18 protein-coding genes are annotated in these 17,291 nt (G+C 36.9%); 8 read left to right on the forward strand and 10 right to left on the reverse strand.

Translation table 11 applies throughout. The features are described from left to right. Positions 1-32 precede the first annotated feature (32 nt). The 5 genes from ACNFU2_RS18860 to polA all read left to right on the forward strand — a co-directional run bounded on the left by ACNFU2_RS18860 (position 33) and on the right by polA (position 5,582). Complete coding sequence (locus ACNFU2_RS18860; RefSeq protein ID WP_273650857.1) at positions 33-209, forward strand: hypothetical protein; 177 nt, start codon at positions 33-35, stop codon at positions 207-209. Between the two features lie 27 nt (positions 210-236). Then, entirely contained in the window at positions 237-428 is a 192-nt protein-coding gene (locus ACNFU2_RS18865; protein WP_273650858.1) for a hypothetical protein, read from the forward strand. A 48-nt stretch (positions 429-476) separates the two neighbouring features. Continuing rightward, positions 477-2,129, forward strand: a complete 1,653-nt coding sequence (locus ACNFU2_RS18870; RefSeq protein WP_273650859.1) for a hypothetical protein — start codon at positions 477-479, stop codon at positions 2,127-2,129. A gap of 9 nt (positions 2,130-2,138) precedes the next feature. Then, positions 2,139-2,642 carry a hypothetical protein gene (locus ACNFU2_RS18875; protein ID WP_172284117.1) on the forward strand — a complete coding sequence of 168 codons (504 nt, stop codon included), beginning with the start codon at positions 2,139-2,141 and terminating at the stop codon, positions 2,640-2,642. A gap of 114 nt (positions 2,643-2,756) precedes the next feature. Next, a complete protein-coding gene (gene polA, locus ACNFU2_RS18880; protein ID WP_418122692.1) occupies positions 2,757-5,582 on the forward strand; it encodes a DNA polymerase I in 2,826 nt (941 codons plus the stop codon). Between the two features lie 74 nt (positions 5,583-5,656). On the opposite strand, the gene ACNFU2_RS18885 is transcribed toward polA, so the two are convergent. Both ACNFU2_RS18885 and ACNFU2_RS18890 read right to left on the reverse strand, forming a co-directional pair. After that, positions 5,657-7,543, reverse strand: a complete 1,887-nt coding sequence (locus ACNFU2_RS18885) for a hypothetical protein (protein WP_418122694.1) — start codon at positions 7,541-7,543, stop codon at positions 5,657-5,659. Between the two features lie 160 nt (positions 7,544-7,703). After that, the gene (locus ACNFU2_RS18890; RefSeq protein WP_273650863.1) at positions 7,704-8,339 is read right to left on the reverse strand and encodes a LysE family translocator; all 636 of its coding nucleotides are present in this window, start codon (positions 8,337-8,339) and stop codon (positions 7,704-7,706) included. A gap of 189 nt (positions 8,340-8,528) precedes the next feature. Between ACNFU2_RS18890 and ACNFU2_RS18895 the strand changes: the two genes are divergently transcribed. The 3 genes from ACNFU2_RS18895 (at position 8,529) to ACNFU2_RS18905 (ending at position 11,075) form a co-directional block, all read left to right on the forward strand. After that, positions 8,529-9,143: a TetR/AcrR family transcriptional regulator gene (locus tag ACNFU2_RS18895; RefSeq protein ID WP_418122697.1), complete on the forward strand. Its 615-nt coding sequence runs from the start codon at positions 8,529-8,531 to the stop codon at positions 9,141-9,143. Between the two features lie 91 nt (positions 9,144-9,234). Beyond that, positions 9,235-10,500, forward strand: coding sequence for an MFS transporter (locus ACNFU2_RS18900; RefSeq protein WP_418122699.1), 1,266 nt, complete (start codon positions 9,235-9,237; stop codon positions 10,498-10,500). 11 nt (positions 10,501-10,511) lie between these two features. Further along, positions 10,512-11,075, forward strand: a complete 564-nt coding sequence (locus ACNFU2_RS18905) for a cysteine hydrolase family protein (RefSeq protein WP_273650866.1) — start codon at positions 10,512-10,514, stop codon at positions 11,073-11,075. A gap of 54 nt (positions 11,076-11,129) precedes the next feature. Here the strand turns inward: ACNFU2_RS18905 and ACNFU2_RS18910 are convergent, their stop codons facing one another. From ACNFU2_RS18910 to ACNFU2_RS18945, 8 genes are all read right to left on the reverse strand, one after another. Further along, entirely contained in the window at positions 11,130-11,279 is a 150-nt protein-coding gene (locus ACNFU2_RS18910; protein WP_172284128.1) for a hypothetical protein, read from the reverse strand. Between the two features lie 14 nt (positions 11,280-11,293). Further along, entirely contained in the window at positions 11,294-11,641 is a 348-nt protein-coding gene (locus ACNFU2_RS18915; RefSeq protein WP_172284130.1) for a hypothetical protein, read from the reverse strand. A gap of 20 nt (positions 11,642-11,661) precedes the next feature. After that, entirely contained in the window at positions 11,662-12,327 is a 666-nt protein-coding gene (locus tag ACNFU2_RS18920) for a hypothetical protein (RefSeq protein WP_273650867.1), read from the reverse strand. Between the two features lie 2 nt (positions 12,328-12,329). Beyond that, complete coding sequence (locus tag ACNFU2_RS18925) at positions 12,330-12,887, reverse strand: YdeI/OmpD-associated family protein (RefSeq protein WP_273650868.1); 558 nt, start codon at positions 12,885-12,887, stop codon at positions 12,330-12,332. A 9-nt stretch (positions 12,888-12,896) separates the two neighbouring features. Continuing rightward, positions 12,897-13,745, reverse strand: coding sequence for a hypothetical protein (locus tag ACNFU2_RS18930; protein ID WP_273650869.1), 849 nt, complete (start codon positions 13,743-13,745; stop codon positions 12,897-12,899). Between the two features lie 107 nt (positions 13,746-13,852). After that, positions 13,853-15,166: a DUF389 domain-containing protein gene (locus ACNFU2_RS18935; protein ID WP_273650870.1), complete on the reverse strand. Its 1,314-nt coding sequence runs from the start codon at positions 15,164-15,166 to the stop codon at positions 13,853-13,855. A 148-nt stretch (positions 15,167-15,314) separates the two neighbouring features. After that, a complete protein-coding gene (locus tag ACNFU2_RS18940) occupies positions 15,315-16,463 on the reverse strand; it encodes an FAD-dependent oxidoreductase (protein ID WP_418122703.1) in 1,149 nt (382 codons plus the stop codon). 24 nt (positions 16,464-16,487) lie between these two features. Then, positions 16,488-17,249, reverse strand: a complete 762-nt coding sequence (locus ACNFU2_RS18945) for a helix-turn-helix domain-containing protein (RefSeq protein WP_172284141.1) — start codon at positions 17,247-17,249, stop codon at positions 16,488-16,490. Between the last annotated feature and the right edge of the window lie 42 nt (positions 17,250-17,291).

Consider the following 17,291-nt stretch of genomic DNA (forward strand, 5'->3'; position numbering starts at 1 on the left):
AAAACAAAGCTTACCAAAAGAAATGAAGATTTATGGAATATGAAGATTTAGAAAAAGAGTTACAAGCTGAAATAGAAAAAGGAGAAGAGATTGCGATTGAAAATATTCAGAATGGCGTGCGATTTTCTCCATTTATTTATTTTGGCGAAAAAAATATTAAAAAGATGATTGCGGACTCTTTGGATGAAGCCATTGAAATGGCAGAATAAGAAATAGAAAGCATTGACGAAGAGACGGTGGTTTTAATCTACAGTAATAAGATTACTCTTAAAGACGGTAGTTTTGATGCTATTGTTTCTCAGGTATATAATGTTGATGAAGGTTCAGGGTATTCTTTTGGAATGGTTTATAAAATAGAAGATAATAAAATGAAATTTCTTAATAAAAGAGTGTTTCTGGGAAATGTAAGAAACTGCCTTATTTTTTAATTTAAAATATACAAGCCCCATATAAAATATAAATCCTAAAAACCAGATATGGGAAATAAGATTATTACAGAAAAAGACTTCTGGATGTGCTCCAGCGGCGCAATGCCTGCACAACTACAGGGAACCAGAAAAAGCAATAAAAAAAGCTCAGGAGAAGTCTATATCACTGTAGCGGATACCGCTACAAGCAGCTGGATCGATTTCGGCTGTACAAAAAATATGCTTTGGGCCGCACTTTTAACTGCTGTGGCTGTAGTGGTAGTGGTCGCCTTAATTGTAGGTACCGGAGGTGTTGCTGCTATAGGTCTTATCGGAATGATGGCTATAGGCGCAGCTGCTGGGGTTGCAGGTGGAGTTATTGCAGCCGTAGACGGAGCGTTGAAGTGTGGGCAAAAAAATGCAACAGCAAGAACATGGGATGGAAGTAAGAGCAATCTAATACTTACAGGCACTCCAGGTATTACAGGAGACCGTACCATGACCTGTTCTATAGGTGGAGTGGTGAAATTTGCTCCTGAAATCAAAAGCTGGACCCATGCTTTAGCTTTGGGTAGCTTTAATTATGTCACTCAGCTTGCAGGCTGTGCCCTTGGTGGTGCGGCGGTAGGGGCTGGAGGATTTCTGGTCTCGGGACTTGCAGGCGGATCACTAGCCGTAGCAGCGCCAACCTTTTCCAGTGTTCTCTCAAACGTTGCCGGAAGTTTTACCGGAATTTGGGGAGGAAGTCGGGCATTGTTCGGATTAAATGCGCTGGCTAATGAGCATGCTTATGGAAATGTTCAGGATGCCGGTGATGCCGGAGCTGCTTTAGTCAATGGAGGAATTCCTGAAATAGGTATGGGAAAACGTATTTTTACCGGACAGGCCCATCCGTCCGATTATCTTCTTTTCCTATATTTGCTTAATATTAAAGTGAAAGAGCCTGCTCCGCCTATAAAAGAATCAAACAGCGGTGGTGATAAGGATGGAAATACTCCTTCTGATAATGACGGAAATACCGCTAATAAAGAAGAAGGAAAACCAAAAGATGAAGGTCAGCCAAAGGACGAAGAACCACCAAAAGACGAGAAACAGCAAGCGGCAGAGGAAGATGGACCTAACGGAAATAAAGGACAAGGTGATGAAGGGCAAAACAATTCCGGAGAAAATAAAAAAGGTGATGCTTATGAAAGTACACCCCAAAAACCTAGTGATAAATTAATTGCTGATACAGAGGCGAAGGCTAAAGAAATTGTAGAAACTCAAAGTGCTAAAGAAAGGGGACCATGTTTATCAGGCGTATATGATCCTGCAACAGGTAAAACCTTTTTTGGACAAAACTTTAAAAATAACGTAACAGGCAAGAATGCTTATGAAAAATGGTTGAGTGATCCTCCTGAATTGGGTGGTGCAGATCCTCTTATCAAACAAAAAGTGGCAGAGTACGAAGCCAAAATTAAAAGTGGTGAAATAAAACTTCCTGAAACTGCAGACAACCGATTAGCAGCTCACTCTGAAATAAGAGCTTACGATCAGGCTTTAAAAGCAAGAAGGGAAGCCGGTCTTCCGGTAGATGAAAATTCAATCCGGGAAATGGATCTTCACAACAGGGATTTACAGAATAATGCAATTAAAAATAATAATGGAACACCTCCTCCTAAGGTAAGATGCCCTCATTGTGGTTTCCTGACAGATGGAATAAACACTCATGGACATAAATAATAAACTTATATGATTGACAAAAATGCAGAGTTGAGATTAGAAGATACTGATGATCGTTTGTATACTAAAAATGATAGTAACGGATTTGCTGTATATTTTTTAGATAAAGAATGTAAAGAACCCTTTACGGGAGAAATATATGTAAAATTCAAAGATGCTATAGAATCTGAAGCCCAATATAAGAATGGCTACAAAAATGGGATCGAATATATCTATGATTCTGATGGAAATCTGGAGCAGGCTAATGAAAACAAAGGCAATGTAATGTATGGTGTTTCAAAAGAATATGATGAAGATGGGAATATTGTAAATGCAAGCATCGTTTTTAATAATGAGTATCTGAAATCTATTGAACTTATTGATGGGACATTTCAGGAAACAACTTCTTACCAGGATAAATTCGGAGAATTTTTGCCGGATTATATACGGGAATTGTTAAGCCTTTCCAAAGAAGAATTGTTTAATTATGAATTTAAACCTGATAATCCGCATCTTAATTATAGTAAAAAATAAAGAAGACCTGAAAAGGTCTTTTTTTATTTGATGGAACTTTAAAATTAAAAATCTCATCTTTAATTGTAGAACATAAATATTCCTATTTTCTTATATTTGTTCATTATAGAAAATATGGACGCAACTCAAGATAAAAGGTTATTTCTCATCGATGCTTATGCGATGATTTTCAGAGGATATTACGCATTGATCAGAAATCCAAGGTTAACGAGTACGGGAATTGATACTTCGGCTATTTTTGGTTTTACAAACTCTCTGATCGAATTGATCAGAAGAGAAAGACCTACGCATTTGGCAGTGGTGTTTGATGTAGGACAAGCCAGTGTAAGAACAGATGATTTTGCAGATTATAAGGCGAACAGAAGTGAAACCCCTGAGACGATCAAGATTGCCGTTCCGTACATTCACAGGATTTTGGAGGCAATGCATATTCCTTACTTAGGGGTTGAAGGATATGAAGCGGATGACGTAATCGGTACCATTGCCTGCAAAGCAGAAAAAGAAGGATATACTACTTTTATGGTAACACCGGACAAAGACTTTGCCCAATTGGTTACCGATAAAATCAAGATCTATAAACCAGGTTTAAAGGGAGGAGATATAGAAATTCTTGGTGTAGAAGAAGTAAAAGCTAAATATGAAATCGATGATCCGAAACAGGTCATTGACTTCTTGGCGATGATGGGGGATGCCGTAGATAATATTCCGGGATTAGAAGGAGTAGGAGAAAAAACTGCGATGAAATTCCTGAAAGAATACGGAAGTATCGAAAATCTTTTAGCCAATACCCATCAGTTAAAAGGAAAGTTGAAAGAAAAAGTAGAAGCATCGGCAGAAAGAGGAATTTTATCTAAAAAACTAGCCACCATTATTTGTGATGCTCCTATCGAATTTCATCAGGAACAATACGATCTTGAAACTCCCGATTTTGAAAAAGTAAAACAGGTTTTTGATGAGATAGAATTCAGAAGATTATATGAAAATCTTTACCGTGCTTTTGCTCCTACAGAAACTGTTGTGGTAAGTGAGGTTGAGGTTACACAGACTCCTGCCGGAACTCAGGTAAAGGGTCAGGTTACACAGCTTGATCTGTTTGCTACTTATGAGGAATTGGATCAGGCGACTTCTACAAAATCAACAATAGAACACAACGAACATTTATACCAGTTTATAGATAATCCTAAAGCACAGAAAATCCTTGTTAACAATTTATTACAGCAAAGGGTAGTATGTTTTGATACCGAAACAACTTCTTTAAATGAGCTGGAAGCTGAATTGGTAGGAATGAGTTTCTCGTATAAGAAAGGATTGGCTTATTACATACCTTTGTCAGAAGATCAAGGAGAAGTGCTGCAAACATTAGAAATTTTCAGACCTTTTTTTGAAAAGGAAGATCTTCTTAAGGTAGCCCATAATCTGAAATTCGATTACAAGATATTAAAGCAATACGGCATTACTGTAAAAGGTGCAATGTTCGATACTATGATTGCTCATTATCTTCTGAATCCGGACGGAAGACACGGAATGGATTACCTTTCAGAAGTATATTTAAATTATAAACCTGTTTCCATAGAAACCATTATTGGTAAAAAAGGTAAGAAGCAGGGAACTTTCAGAGACGCGGATTTAAGGACACAAACGGACTATGCTGCGGAAGACGCAGATGTAACGTTCCAATTATATGAGCTTTTTGCTCCGCAATTGAAAAAAGAAAACCTTGAAGACCTGTTTTTTAAAATAGAAATGCCATTAATGGTCGTTCTTGCAAAAATGGAACTGGCGGGGATTTCTCTTGATGAAAAATGGCTGGCTCAGGAAAGTATTGACCTTGAAAACGATCTGAAACAGCTTGAATCTAAGATTTTCGAGTTTTCAGGGGAGGAATTCAATATGAACTCTCCTAAGCAATTAGGAGAAATATTATTTGAAAAGATGCAGCTTGATCCGAAAGCTAAAAAAACTAAAACAGGGCAATATGCTACTTCGGAAGATGTTCTTCAAAAACTTTCTTCAAAGCATGAGATCATTCAGCATATCCTGGAATACAGAACCTATCAGAAACTGAAATCAACATATGTAGATGCCTTACCATCCCAGATTGATAAAGATGAGCGTGTACATACCAATTTCTCGCAGACAACTGCTGCAACCGGACGTCTGGCAAGTGTAAATCCGAATTTGCAGAATATTCCGATCAGGACATTGAGAGGACAACAGATTCGTGGTGCATTTGTTTCCGGAGAAGGAAAGAAAATCATCTCAGCCGATTATTCTCAGATCGAATTACGTCTGATTGCTGAGATTTCAGGTGAAAATAATATGATCAAAGCGTTCCAGGACGGTGAAGATATCCACGCTTCTACAGCTGCGAAACTCTTTAAAATTCCTTTGGAAGAAGTATCCAAAACACAAAGAGGGCAGGCTAAAACAGTTAACTTCGGAATCATTTACGGTCAGGGCGCTTTCGCACTAGCAGAACAAACAGGGCTATCCAGATCAGAAGCCAAACAGATGATCGAAGCTTATTTTGAGACCTATCCGAAGCTGAAAGAGTATATGGCTGAGCAGGTTAAAAAAGCCCGCGAGCTAGGATATGTAGAAACTATTTTAGGAAGAAAGCGTCATTTAAAAGATATCAACTCCAATAACTTTGTTGTGCGTGGCCATGCAGAGCGGAATGCCGTCAATGCTCCTGTTCAGGGAAGCGCGGCAGATGTTGTAAAAATGGCAATGATCAAAATTGACAAGCAATTGGATGAACAAAATCTTCAAACCAAAATGCTGCTGCAGGTACATGACGAATTGGTATTTGAATCGCCGATCGAAGAAATTGAAGTAGCTACAAAACTTATCAAAACCGAAATGGAAAGTGCCATCGAAACGCAGGTTCCTTTATTGGTTGAGGTTGGAGTAGGGAACAACTGGCTGGAAGCCCATTAAAATACAATTGTTTCATGTAACAATAAAAAAATGCTGAATTGAATTCAGCATTTTTTCGTTGATAATTATTGATCTTAAAGGATTGGTTCCAAATAGGTGAACTGTATCGATTTACTATTCCAGAATACAGATGATTTTTTTTGGACACCATTGATTTTAAACTCAATGGGTTTGAACGGAATTCTAAAGCTATCGATGCTGTATTTTCCATTTGTCCGTCCCAAAAGTAATAATTTTTGTTCGGGAGCTAATTTAACCATGTTAAGAAACTCTCCGGCAGCAATTCCTATTTGCCCTAAGGTTAATAAAACACTGATAGGACATTGTACCTGAAATTTAGGGTCCAGCAGAAGACTATGAAGAGGACTTGGTTGTATAGATGCATTGTATAATATATCATCGGGCTTGATATGTAAAAGAAGGTTTTCTCCTTCACGTGCTGAGGTGATAGATATTTTTGATACGGACTCTGGTATACTAATGTCAATATCACTTGATACTCTTTTATCATAATCGGAAAAGCAAAAGAAAATATGTCCAAGGTCCACAGGCTTTAACTCAAGATTGGACTGCAGAGTAGCATCGACATTACCATAGTATTGCATGCTCATTTCTGAAAGATCCGGATTGAAACGGAGAGATTGAAAATGAACAAACGCTTTTCCGTTACCGGATATTTCTCCTTTAAATCTTCCCAAAGCTAAGAAATCCAGGGTTTCCCGCCAGACGTTACAGGCTGCTACTTTGGCTTCATTTTCAACCTGATGAGCAATACGAGCTGTTTCACGGGCAGTCTGCCAAATGACTCTTTGCGCCTCTCTTCGTACTCTGCATGCAGCCCTTGTACTGTGACATATCGGGTCCCATCTGGAGCAGCTCCAGTTACAACTTGGGCCGTTAAAATCAGGATATTTAAAATCAGTTCTTACTTTCTGGCAGTTGATATCACCTCTTTTTACTTCCAGCTTCTCATTGAATGAAGTCTGAGGAATAATGAAATTCTGTTTTAAGCTAATAGGATTGGAAAATGCCTCGTTGAAAATCGATGAAATCTCTGCCTTACTTACATTGGCCGTTACTGACGATTTTGCATCAATAGGCTCAAAAACACTTAACCACAAATTGTCATACTTCTCACTGAATAATTTGAATAGTTTTGATAACTCAGCTTCACTTCTTGGTTTGTTTTGAGAAATACTTTTTAAGTCATTAATTAAAGGCTTTTCTTTTGTTAATTCAGCCATTATTGAAACATCTGTGGATTGTATTCTTACTGATGATTTTTTTACAAACCGTGATATTCTTATGGAGTCAGCGATAATTTCAGTATCCGGATTTTTAAACATTTCCTTTAGGCTAAGCTGATAAGATTGTCCCCAGCCAATATTAATAATTGTTGGCTTTTTAAAAATTTGTCCGTTTACATTGTCGATATAATTTTTAAGAATGGGGGAAAGCATTTTTGCCAATACCTTTTGTGATATTTTGGGATGTTTCAAAAATTGAATGCTTTCAATTTTTAAAGAAGTTAAAGCACTTCTCAGGTATAAAGAATCTGATTTGGTAGAAACAGCAGTAACCCCTTTGAAATTCCCGGTGGCTTCTATACTATATTTAGGAAACCTGACTGAAAAATCAGCTTCTACAAATATTCCCTGTTTATCAAAGGATAGTTTTGGAGTTACATTTTGTACCAGGATGTTCTCATCATTTATCGCTTCCGCTGCTTTTTTGATCTCAGGAGGTAAATATTGCAGAATGATATCCCTATCTATATTTACTCCTATATGGGGGCTGAAATCAGTAAGCTCAGAAAGGTTTTTTTCAACCGAGGTATATTGCTGGTCGATGGTAGAAACAGGCGGAAATTTTTTATTCAATGCGGTTTTTAGCGGAGTACAGCTGCCTAGAAAAAGTAAGACGCTGAATAGGCTTAAAGTTTTTGATAAATAATTTTTCATGGCTCTTTGTTTTGGTTAGTTTTATCTCTAAACAAAGTTGGAATAATCACCATTCAGTTTCAATTACCCTTTTTCGCTATTTTTTTTAAATAAGAAAAAGCCTTAAACTATTGTTAAGGCTGCCATTATTACGGTTAATTTTTTTATTAGAATTCTGAATCTATTTAGCTTTTGAAAGTGCCATTTTCACGGCGAGAAAAACCAGTACACTGGCCATAAACCATTTTTGTATTCGCACCCAGAGAGGATTTTTAGCAAAAAAGGAAGCTACTTTTGCTGCGGTCAGAACAATGATGAAATTGATGGTGAAACTTGTGAAGGCCTGTATCATCCCAAGTTCAATGCTTTGTGTAAAAATAGAGCCATATTGAGGCTTTATAAACTGTGGGAAAAAGGAAAGGTAAAAAACAGCGACCTTTGGATTAAGAACATTCGTTAAAAAACCAACGGTAAAGAGTTTTCGGGGACTGTCTATGGTCATGTCTTTATCCACTTCAAAAATGTTCTTACTGTTGGGTTTGATAGCCTGATAAGCAAGGTATAAAAGATATACTGTTCCCAATGTTTTTAAAATAATATAAGCGTATGGAACAGCAAATAATACAGCGGTAAGTCCAAAAGAAACCATGACAATATGAAATAAAAAGCCACAGACCACACCGGCAAGAGAAATCAGTCCCGCTTTTTTTCCCTGTGTAATGGATCTTGAAATCAAATAGATCATGTTAGGCCCGGGACTTATGACCAGAATAAGCGCTGCCAGAGCGAAAAATAAAAGATCATGGATAGGAATCATAATTTTTCACAAAGGTATAAAAATGCCTTAAAAGGAAAGTCTAAATACTATTCCGATCTTGCTTTTTCACTTCATAAAACTTTTTTAGAGGTTTTTTTAATCAAAAAGAGTAAAAAATAGATAAAAAGATTTTTCATTTCGACAAAATTTGTAAATTTGTCAAATATTTCTATACAGAAAATTAACCAGATGAGTCAACCACTTTCCCAGGAAGAAATTTTAAAAAGCCAGATTTTACAGACCGCACAGGATCTGTATCAAAGGTATGGCATTAAAAAGGTGACGATGGATGATGTAGCTAAAGCTGTGGGAAAGACCAGAAGTGCTCTTTATTATTATTTCAAAAACAGGGATGAGCTTTTTGAGGCAGTTATGATTTCCTTAGTAGATGAAGTGAAGGATGAGCTGGAAAAGATGATTTATAAAGAAGAAACTTTAGAATCGCGCATCCGGGCTTTTTGTTTTGCTAAAGTAAAGGGTTTTAAAAAGACCAGAAACTTTATAACAGCTATTGAAGCACGTATGGATAGCGAGGAACGCTCTAAATATTCTGACATTATATGGGAAATTCATCAGAGGATGATGCGTTCTGAGACTGCTTTGTTAAAAAAAGTAATTCGCGATGCTGTAACAGCAGGTGAAATTAATGAACCTGATTCCACAGCTCTAGATGTTCTCTTGTTTGTTTTACTGAGCAGCATTCGTGGGATCCGACGTGAATCAGTTAGTGAGAATTATAAGGATCAATGGGAAGATGGTGCAGAAATGTTTGCCCAAATGATTGTTGAGAAGATAAAAGGATGATTTTTTTTATTCAAAATTTGACGTTTTGATGATTTTTGTCAAATAGTTAGATTGGAGTTGTATTAGTAATTAAAACAAGATATTATACATAATGAATATCAGCAGTGTAAGCACATTCAGGGCTTTTAAAAGTGGCAATTTCAAATATTATTTTGCAGGACGTTCCATATCCCAGTTTGGAACATGGATGCAGCGAACAGCTATTGTATGGCTCATCTATTCGCTTACCCATTCTTCGTTTATGTTGGGGGTTACAGTGTTTGCTGAGCAATTTCCTTCATTCCTTTTTTCTTTTGCCGGAGGGGTTGCGGCAGACCGGTTCAACAGGAGTACGATCATACGATGGACACAGATTGCGGCAGTATTGCAAACCTCATTACTGGCGGTCTTATTTTTAACCCATCATATTGTTGTCTGGCAAATTCTGGCTTTAAGTGTGGTGTTGGGAATAATCAATGCTTTTGATGTTCCGGCAAGGCAAACAATGATCAGCCAGGTAGTGATGGAGGAAAGTGATGTTCCAAGTGCACTTTCTCTCAGCTCTGCAACATCAAGTATCAGTAAGGTATTAGGTCCTGCAGTTGCGGGTTTTGTATTAGAGCATTGGAATGTCGGTTTTTGTTTTGTACTTAATGCAATTGGTTTTATGATTGTAATTGTCTGTTTTTCGATGATGAAGTTGCCGACATATGAAAAGAAAACAACGCATAAAAAAGTACTCTTAGAATTCAAAGAGGGGTGGGTTTATCTTAAAAATGAGTCCAGAATCGGCTTGGTAATTCTTATGCTTTCCCTGATGGGTTTACTGGTTTTACCTTACGATACTTTAATTCCTGAGGTTGCTAAAATTACTTTTAAAGGAAGTGCATCCACTTTTGGATATATTTCAGGATTTATAGGTTTAGGAGCTGTTTCAGGAACCATTTTACTGGCCTCACTCAAAAGAAATGATAAGCTCAGGTTCTATCTTGTTCTGAGTACAGCAGCCCTTGGTTTGGGGCTCATTCTGTTTTCGCAGTCAACAAATTTTTACTGGGCAATGCTGTTTGTGGTCTTTACAGGATTTGGAAGTGTGATGCAACTGACCAGCTGTAATATTATCGTGCAGTCCGAAGCGGCACCTCATATGAAAGGGAGGGCGATCAGTATTTTATTAACGGCTATTTTTGGAATGCTTCCGTTGGGAAGTTTAGTCACAGGATATGCTTCAGAGCATATAGGAAGTAGTAATACACTCCTGATTCAAGGAATACTCGCAATCCTGATAGCAATATGTTTCTACAGGTTATTTACAATTCCTGAAAAAAATAAAGTATCCTCTCCGGAAAAAGAGGAATTCACTCGTGAAACAATTTAATATTAAAAAAAATGCAAGAAACAAACAAAAGCGCTTTGCTGGTAATGGATATGCAAAATTCTATTTTACAGAATATTGACGATCCGAAGCCATTAGTCAGCAATATTTCCAAAGCCATTTCTCATGCGAGGTCAAACGGGATCCCGGTTATTTACGTCGTGGTTGCTTTCAGACCCGGAGCTCCTGAGATCAGTGAACATAACAAAACTTTTTCCAGATTTGGAAACAAAGAAATGTGGACTCCGGAATTTGCAGCACAATGGCAGGAGATTCACCAGAAAGTCCAACCTGAAAAAGATGAAGTGATCGTAACAAAAAAACGGTTCAGTGCATTTACAGGAAGTGATCTGGAGGTTGTATTAAGAGGAAAGGAGATCCGACATCTTATACTGACTGGCATCAGTACTTCGGGAGTAGTATTATCTACTTTACGGGAAGCTGCAGATAAGGATTATGAATTGACGGTGATTGAAGATTGTTGTGCAGACAGGGATTCTGAAGTTCATCAGGTACTTACTGCTAAAGTATTTCCTATTCAGGCCGAGGTGGTCAGTTTGGGTAATTGGATAGGATAAAAAATCAAAACTCCGGATAATAATCCGGAGTTTTGATTTTTTCTTAGTTCTCATTTATTTTAATGGAGTTTTCTTTATATTTTCCACTTCTTTCTCCATTCTGTTTTCCCAGCCTTTTCCATTTCTTTTATCCAAGTAGGGTTGCACTGTTTCTTTATATTTTTTTTCGCCTTTTACTGATATAAAGATCAGTTTATTTCTCATTGTTAAATATTTGATCAGCGGTCTTTAAATAAAATTTGATAAACTTTTAAAATAATAAATCCAATCACAAAAAGTGCTATAGCAAGAACAATAGCCCTAAAATAAAGCTTTTGATATGCCGGATAATCAGAAGGAACTTTAAAATCATCAGCTGACTGAATCTTATTTTCCTTCAATATTTTTTCAATTCTGGCAGCATCTTTTTTATTGAAGTAAAATCTGATATCACCGGAAGCAGTTTGCATTTCAGAATCAGTCCAGTATTCAATATTAGCTTCGCAGAGCTTGCTTTCGAAGTCTATGGATTTTCGGAAAGGAATGTAGATCCGGTATTGTTCGTTATCAAAAATGGTTGGTTTCATAGGTTCTCAGATACTGTATATTAGTTCACGGTTCCTATAGCCAGAAAAACGATCAGCATAAAACCTGTAATACCTAAAATAAAAATGGAAAATTTCTTAATATCTTCAAAACTCCTTCCTTTTTTTAAGATCAATCTTCTGAAGCCGTTTGATATTAATGAGAGTAATGCTGTGATAAAGACCAGTCCCAGAGCAGAGCATACTCCCGGCCCGGGAAATGTTTGTAAGGTATTTTTATTTCCGGAATGAGGAAGAAAATCATACAGGAAAAGTGCATTCCACGCAATAATCAGCAATATAGGGACTAAAGGTTTTAAAGGAAATCCACCCTGCATTTGCTGTTCAATAATTGTATAATTCTTTGGAGGTGCAGTATTTTCTTTAGCTGCTAAAAATCCGGTTTTTTCTATTTCATTGATTATTCCTGCAGGATCTCTAAAGGTCCAGAAAATAACATTTGAATTGTACTTCTCAACGCGATGATCGATTTTGATTCCCTGTCCGATCAGAGGAATTGAAGTGTACGGCTTTATAGAGATAATATCCTGAGGTTGGAAAACAAGATTGCCTACCAGGGAAGCATTAATCTTTAGTATATCTGCATCAACATACAGGTCAGCAAATGGATAAGTGGCATTGGCAAGACCAATCCTTGCACCACCTGTTAATGTGAAGTTTTTTTCCATAATTATAAAACTCGTTTTTGTTGTTCACTTTCACGGATTGTTTTCTCCAATCTGGATATCATGGTTTTCTCCTGTTTGGCAGACATGATCCAGTGCAGCATGACTTTCTTATATGATGGTGCTTGATTACTAAAAAAATCCCAGGCTTTTTTATTCGATTTGAATTGTTTTTCAAAGGCAGGACTTAATTCGGCCAGAGCATTTTCATGGGAATATATTGCTGTTTTTTCCTGTTTTCTCAATGCAAATGCTTTGAGACCCGCTGTTTTCATTAATCCTGCTTGAGTCAGATCTTCAACCTTTTTTATATTGATCGCACTCCAGATGCTTGTCGGTTTTCTGGGAGTAAAGCGTATGGTATATTTTTCGTCGTCTACACTTTTTCTTACTCCATCAATCCAGCCATAGCATAAAGCCTGGTCTACAGATTCCGACCAGGTCATAGAGGGTTTCTTTGTCCCTATTTTATAAAATCCTACCAACAGTTCTGTTTTTGTTTCGTGGTTCTTTTCCAGCCATTCCCGAAAATCCTGTGGTGTTGAAAAAAATTGTATTTCCATCCGTTACTTTTACTTTTTTAAAGATGTTTTCAATTCTCTGAATACTATTTTCCGGTAATATTTTCTAGCTTTCCTCATAAGTTCAGGGGTAGAAATATTTTCGTTGACCTGCATCCCGTTAAAATAAAATTTGGTTCTATGACTGTTAATACTTCGCATGGCAAAATCAAGATCTCGTAATGTATCCCGGTCAATCACTAACTTGTTGATTTTATAGAAGTGAATGTTATTGTTGCGGAAACCGGGATATCTTTCCAACATTCTTTCACTCATTGGGAAGATGGTGTCGAAAATGATATTGTTATTTTTAAGTTTGTCTACAATTTCTTCCTGTGAATAATTAACTGTAATATGGCATTTTGAACATTGCAGATTACCACGGCTTACGGTATAGCTGAAGCTTGGCGGGGGAGAAGTAGCCATCAAAACAAACAATGAAGGAATTAAAATAAAGGTTGGATGAAGATATGATATTTTGATCCTGTGTAAGTTGTCTGCTCTTTGAATGATGAAATATGGGATGGGCAAGAACAGCAAAGCCAGCAGATCAGAATAATCAACAACTCTTGTTACAGGAATCAATGCATATTGATTATACCAATTGATCGCCTCTTCGGAATAAACGGATTTCCAGAACAAAAAGAGTAAAGCACCAATCCATACGGAATGAATTGTAAGTCTCGGAAAAATATAAGACAGGAGCAAAGGCAGGATGATAATTCCAACAACGTCCGAAAGCTTACCTGTAAGGAAATTTGAGAATTCATATTTAAAAAAATGATCATTCAGGAATAAAATGAGCAAGCAGGTTACAAATATGTAATTGAGAAGAAGATATTTATTTCTTTGGATTTTCATCAGACATCAGTTAATATTCAAATCCGAATTTACACAAATTACAGAGAAAAATAAAAGCAGATGAAATTTCATCTGCTTTTATTCCTACCGGATAATGCCGGTGTGTCTCAATTCTTTTTCTTTACAGGATCTTTCCGGGTGTTGAATACAATAATATTACTGGTCTTAAGCCGGTTAACTAACCATGTTTTTAATTTTTCTTCATCTATCTTGGTTTCCGACTGATAGATAAAAGCAGTTTCCAGACTTGTTGAATCCGTAGTAAAATAATTTTGGAGTTTTCCGATAGCCATCTCCTGAACCTCCGGGAAGAGGATCTTTACTTCTTTTACCAATTCAGGATTATCCATTTTATAGAGGTTCAGTTCATTCTTTAATTCATTAACCTGAAGATCCTTTTCTGTAATATTGGTTTTTTGAAGATTGATTTCGCTTAAGATCTCTTTTTTAAGATCGCTGGTGTTTTGTTTAATAACGAGATTGGTGTTTTTTATCCCAAAATCCTGTAATGAAGTATTAAATTTCTTTATTTCCGTACTGTCGAATTTTGTAGATAAAAAAGCAAGCTCAATAGATTTGGGATTGGCATTATAATCCACTTTTTTATAGATTACAGTGTATCCTTTTTTTGAAAATTCTTCATTGATGAAGTTCTCTACATTCTGGTTGTATTTTTTTTGGTTTAAAAGGTTATAAGCCAAATAACAACTCGGAACAATCATAATAATGATCAGGATCGAAATGCCATAACGTATTCTTTTTTCAAAGGCTTTATTGGTGGTTTCAACAGCTTGATATTTGAGAGATTTTATAATCAGGAAGGTAGAAATACAAATAAAGAAACAGTTGATGGTATACAGGTAAAATGCCCCTGCCACAAAAGACCAGTTTGCAGTTGCAATACCGAATCCTGCAGTACACAATGGAGGCATTAACGCTGTTGCGATGGCCACTCCCGGAATGGGGTTTCCTTTTTCAATTCTTGTGATGGATATCGCTCCCACAATTCCACCGAAAAAAGCAATCAGGACATCATAAATATTAGGCGAAGTCCTAGCCAGCAGTTCAGACTGAATATCTTTGAACGGACTTAAATAAAAATATAAGCTTGAAACTGTTAAGCTGACCACAGTGGCGATCAGCAGATTTTTCATGGATTTCTTTAAAAGACTGAAATTGAACGTAGCCAAAGCAAAACCTGCTCCTACAATAGGTCCCATAAGTGGGGAAATCAACATGGCTCCTATAATTACAGCCGTTGAGTTTACATTTAATCCTACCGACGCAATAAGTATAGCACAAGCCAGAATCCATAAATTGGCCCCCCTGAAGGATACATTACTTGTCACATTTTCAAGAACAATAGCAGGATTTTCTTCTCCGTTATGGAGATTTAAAAAATTGGAAATCGTTTTTCTCATTTTTGTTGTGTGTTATAAGGGTGAAGAACAAAATCTCATTACTTCACTTTTTCGCAAATATAAATGTTTAGGATATAATTCCAAAAAATAAATATGAGTATAAAAACACAATCTATGATTTCTCTGTTATGGCCTTCACAGAGCTGTTTTAATCACCATTAAACATCTTCATTAGTTTTTCTATAGCTTTAGGTGCATGCATCAGGATAGTATTATCCAAAGTAACCCGGGTAATTTCTGAAGCCCTTTTTAGCATTTGCTTTTCATAATGAGATAAAGCATCCTGAACGGTGTCATACTTGTTGCTAGTGAGGCATTCTGCAAGCTCATATGCATCCTGCATCGCCATATTTACTCCCTCTCCGGCATAAGGTGGCATTCTGTGGGCAGCATCCCCCAACATGGTCAGGTTAGGAAGTGTTTCCCATTTTTGATCAAGCGGGTAGTGGTACTGAGGGCGTACAACAAATGATGAATCCTCACTCATAAACAATTTCTGCCAGGTCTCATTCCATGTTCCAAATTCTTTTCTGAACCATTCGAAGATCTGCTCTCGGTTACTAAAATCGATTCCGGATTCTCTGACCCAATTTTCATCGACTTTACATCCTGTATAAAAAGTGAGCGTACCATCTCCTTTGGTGCTGAACAATAATGTTTTTTCTTCATCCAATGCAAAAATTTTACCCCCTTCTACAAGTTTCCAGAGTTTTGGAGCATTAATAGCTGCGTGGTAAATATTTCCCTCAACCATAGTTATTCCTGAATAAACAGGCTGAATATCTGTAATATAAGGTCGTATTCTGGAGTTGGCTCCGTCAGCGGCAATAACGATGTCTGCATCATACGATTTCCCGTTTTTAAAATAAAGCCTCCAGCCATCACCTTGTTTTTTCATAGATAAAAACTGACTATCCCAAACCACGGTTCCCGGAGTAAGTGCTTCCAACAGAATTTTTCTTAATGGAGCCCTATCGATTTCAGGACGGTCTTCAATATGTGAATTCACTGAGTCATGTTCATTGAGATAAACTGTAAGGTCTTTGTCTAAAATTTTTAATTTTCCCGCATCTGGACGGTAGTGAGCGATAAAAGCATCCATTAACCCGGCTCTTTTTAAAGCTTCCAGTCCTGATTCTTCATGCAGATCCAAAGTTGCTCCTTGTACACGGACATCTTTATGCTCATCACGCTCATAAACTTGAACTTCAGCTTTGTTGATCTGCAGGAGATTTGCCAAAGTAAGCCCGCCGGGACCTCCACCAATAATGGCTACTTTTTTATTTTGTACTATCATAATCTATTAAATTATGACGCAAAATTACTTCCCGGGAAGAACAGAAAATTGTATAAATCGGTCGTTTTTATTTTGGCTGAGTTCTTTTGGGAGAAACCCGGAAAGCCTTTTAATCTCTTTTATAAAATGAGACTGGTCACTAAAGTTTTGTTCGGGAAAAAGTTTTCCTTCTTTAATATGTGTAAAAGAGGCTCTGAATCTGAGAATTCCACAATAAGACTTTAAGGAAATACCGTATTGCTGATTAAAATAACGGTTGATCTGCCGTTCACTCCATATCACCTTTTCAGAAAGTTCTTTCACAGAAATATCTCCGTTGGCAGAGTAGATAAGGTCAAACAGCTTCCGTTTCCGTTCATCAATTTTCCGCAGAGAAAGTTCAGATGCTATTTTCTCTGTTGCTTTTTTACAGAACTGATTAAAATCGTTCATATCATCCACAGTGAAACCCCAGAAATTCTCAGGCAGGTTTTTAGCATAATCTAAAATATCAGAAACAGTTTCGTGAAGTATATATTCGGTCGCCAGTAAATTAAAACTAATTGCAAAGGTTTTGGATTTTTCAGCAATTACAATTTCCTCAGGATGTGTTCCAATGCCTAAAAGAACAATATGAAAAGGCATTGTGGAGGACTGTGACAATATAATGTCTATCCTTCCATCAGGCAAAAGAATAGTTTCTTTTGTTTCTGACGGATTATCCAGCATCCAGAAGCTTTCTACAAAGTCTTTAAGAGAAGGCTCAGGCAGTTGAGAAGCATAGATAAGATTATTAGTCAGTTCCATAAATTAATACTTTCTCAATTTCAGGAATATTTAAATTTTCTG

Origin of the sequence: Chryseobacterium sp. PTM-20240506 (genome assembly GCF_048296755.1) — a bacterium.
Taxonomy (GTDB): Bacteria; Bacteroidota; Bacteroidia; order Flavobacteriales; family Weeksellaceae; genus Chryseobacterium; species Chryseobacterium proteolyticum.

Bases quoted from the DNA above. Each gene is read 5' to 3' on its own strand.
- ACNFU2_RS18885 (WP_418122694.1), bottom strand. From the start codon at position 7,543: ATGAAAAATTATTTATCAAAAACTTTAAGCCTATTCAGCGTCTTACTT.
- ACNFU2_RS18895 (WP_418122697.1), top strand. From the start codon at position 8,529: ATGAGTCAACCACTTTCCCAGGAAGAAATTTTAAAAAGCCAGATTTTA.
- ACNFU2_RS18890 (WP_273650863.1), bottom strand. From the start codon at position 8,339: ATGATTCCTATCCATGATCTTTTATTTTTCGCTCTGGCAGCGCTTATT.
- ACNFU2_RS18945 (WP_172284141.1), bottom strand. From the start codon at position 17,249: ATGGAACTGACTAATAATCTTATCTATGCTTCTCAACTGCCTGAGCCT.
- ACNFU2_RS18860 (WP_273650857.1), top strand. From the start codon at position 33: ATGGAATATGAAGATTTAGAAAAAGAGTTACAAGCTGAAATAGAAAAA.
- ACNFU2_RS18925 (WP_273650868.1), bottom strand. From the start codon at position 12,887: ATGGAAATACAATTTTTTTCAACACCACAGGATTTTCGGGAATGGCTG.
- ACNFU2_RS18935 (WP_273650870.1), bottom strand. From the start codon at position 15,166: ATGAGAAAAACGATTTCCAATTTTTTAAATCTCCATAACGGAGAAGAA.
- ACNFU2_RS18905 (WP_273650866.1), top strand. From the start codon at position 10,512: ATGCAAGAAACAAACAAAAGCGCTTTGCTGGTAATGGATATGCAAAAT.
- ACNFU2_RS18900 (WP_418122699.1), top strand. From the start codon at position 9,235: ATGAATATCAGCAGTGTAAGCACATTCAGGGCTTTTAAAAGTGGCAAT.
- ACNFU2_RS18930 (WP_273650869.1), bottom strand. From the start codon at position 13,745: ATGAAAATCCAAAGAAATAAATATCTTCTTCTCAATTACATATTTGTA.
- ACNFU2_RS18870 (WP_273650859.1), top strand. From the start codon at position 477: ATGGGAAATAAGATTATTACAGAAAAAGACTTCTGGATGTGCTCCAGC.
- polA (WP_418122692.1), top strand. From the start codon at position 2,757: ATGGACGCAACTCAAGATAAAAGGTTATTTCTCATCGATGCTTATGCG.
- ACNFU2_RS18910 (WP_172284128.1), bottom strand. From the start codon at position 11,279: ATGAGAAATAAACTGATCTTTATATCAGTAAAAGGCGAAAAAAAATAT.
- ACNFU2_RS18875 (WP_172284117.1), top strand. From the start codon at position 2,139: ATGATTGACAAAAATGCAGAGTTGAGATTAGAAGATACTGATGATCGT.
- ACNFU2_RS18920 (WP_273650867.1), bottom strand. From the start codon at position 12,327: ATGGAAAAAAACTTCACATTAACAGGTGGTGCAAGGATTGGTCTTGCC.
- ACNFU2_RS18940 (WP_418122703.1), bottom strand. From the start codon at position 16,463: ATGATAGTACAAAATAAAAAAGTAGCCATTATTGGTGGAGGTCCCGGC.
- ACNFU2_RS18915 (WP_172284130.1), bottom strand. From the start codon at position 11,641: ATGAAACCAACCATTTTTGATAACGAACAATACCGGATCTACATTCCT.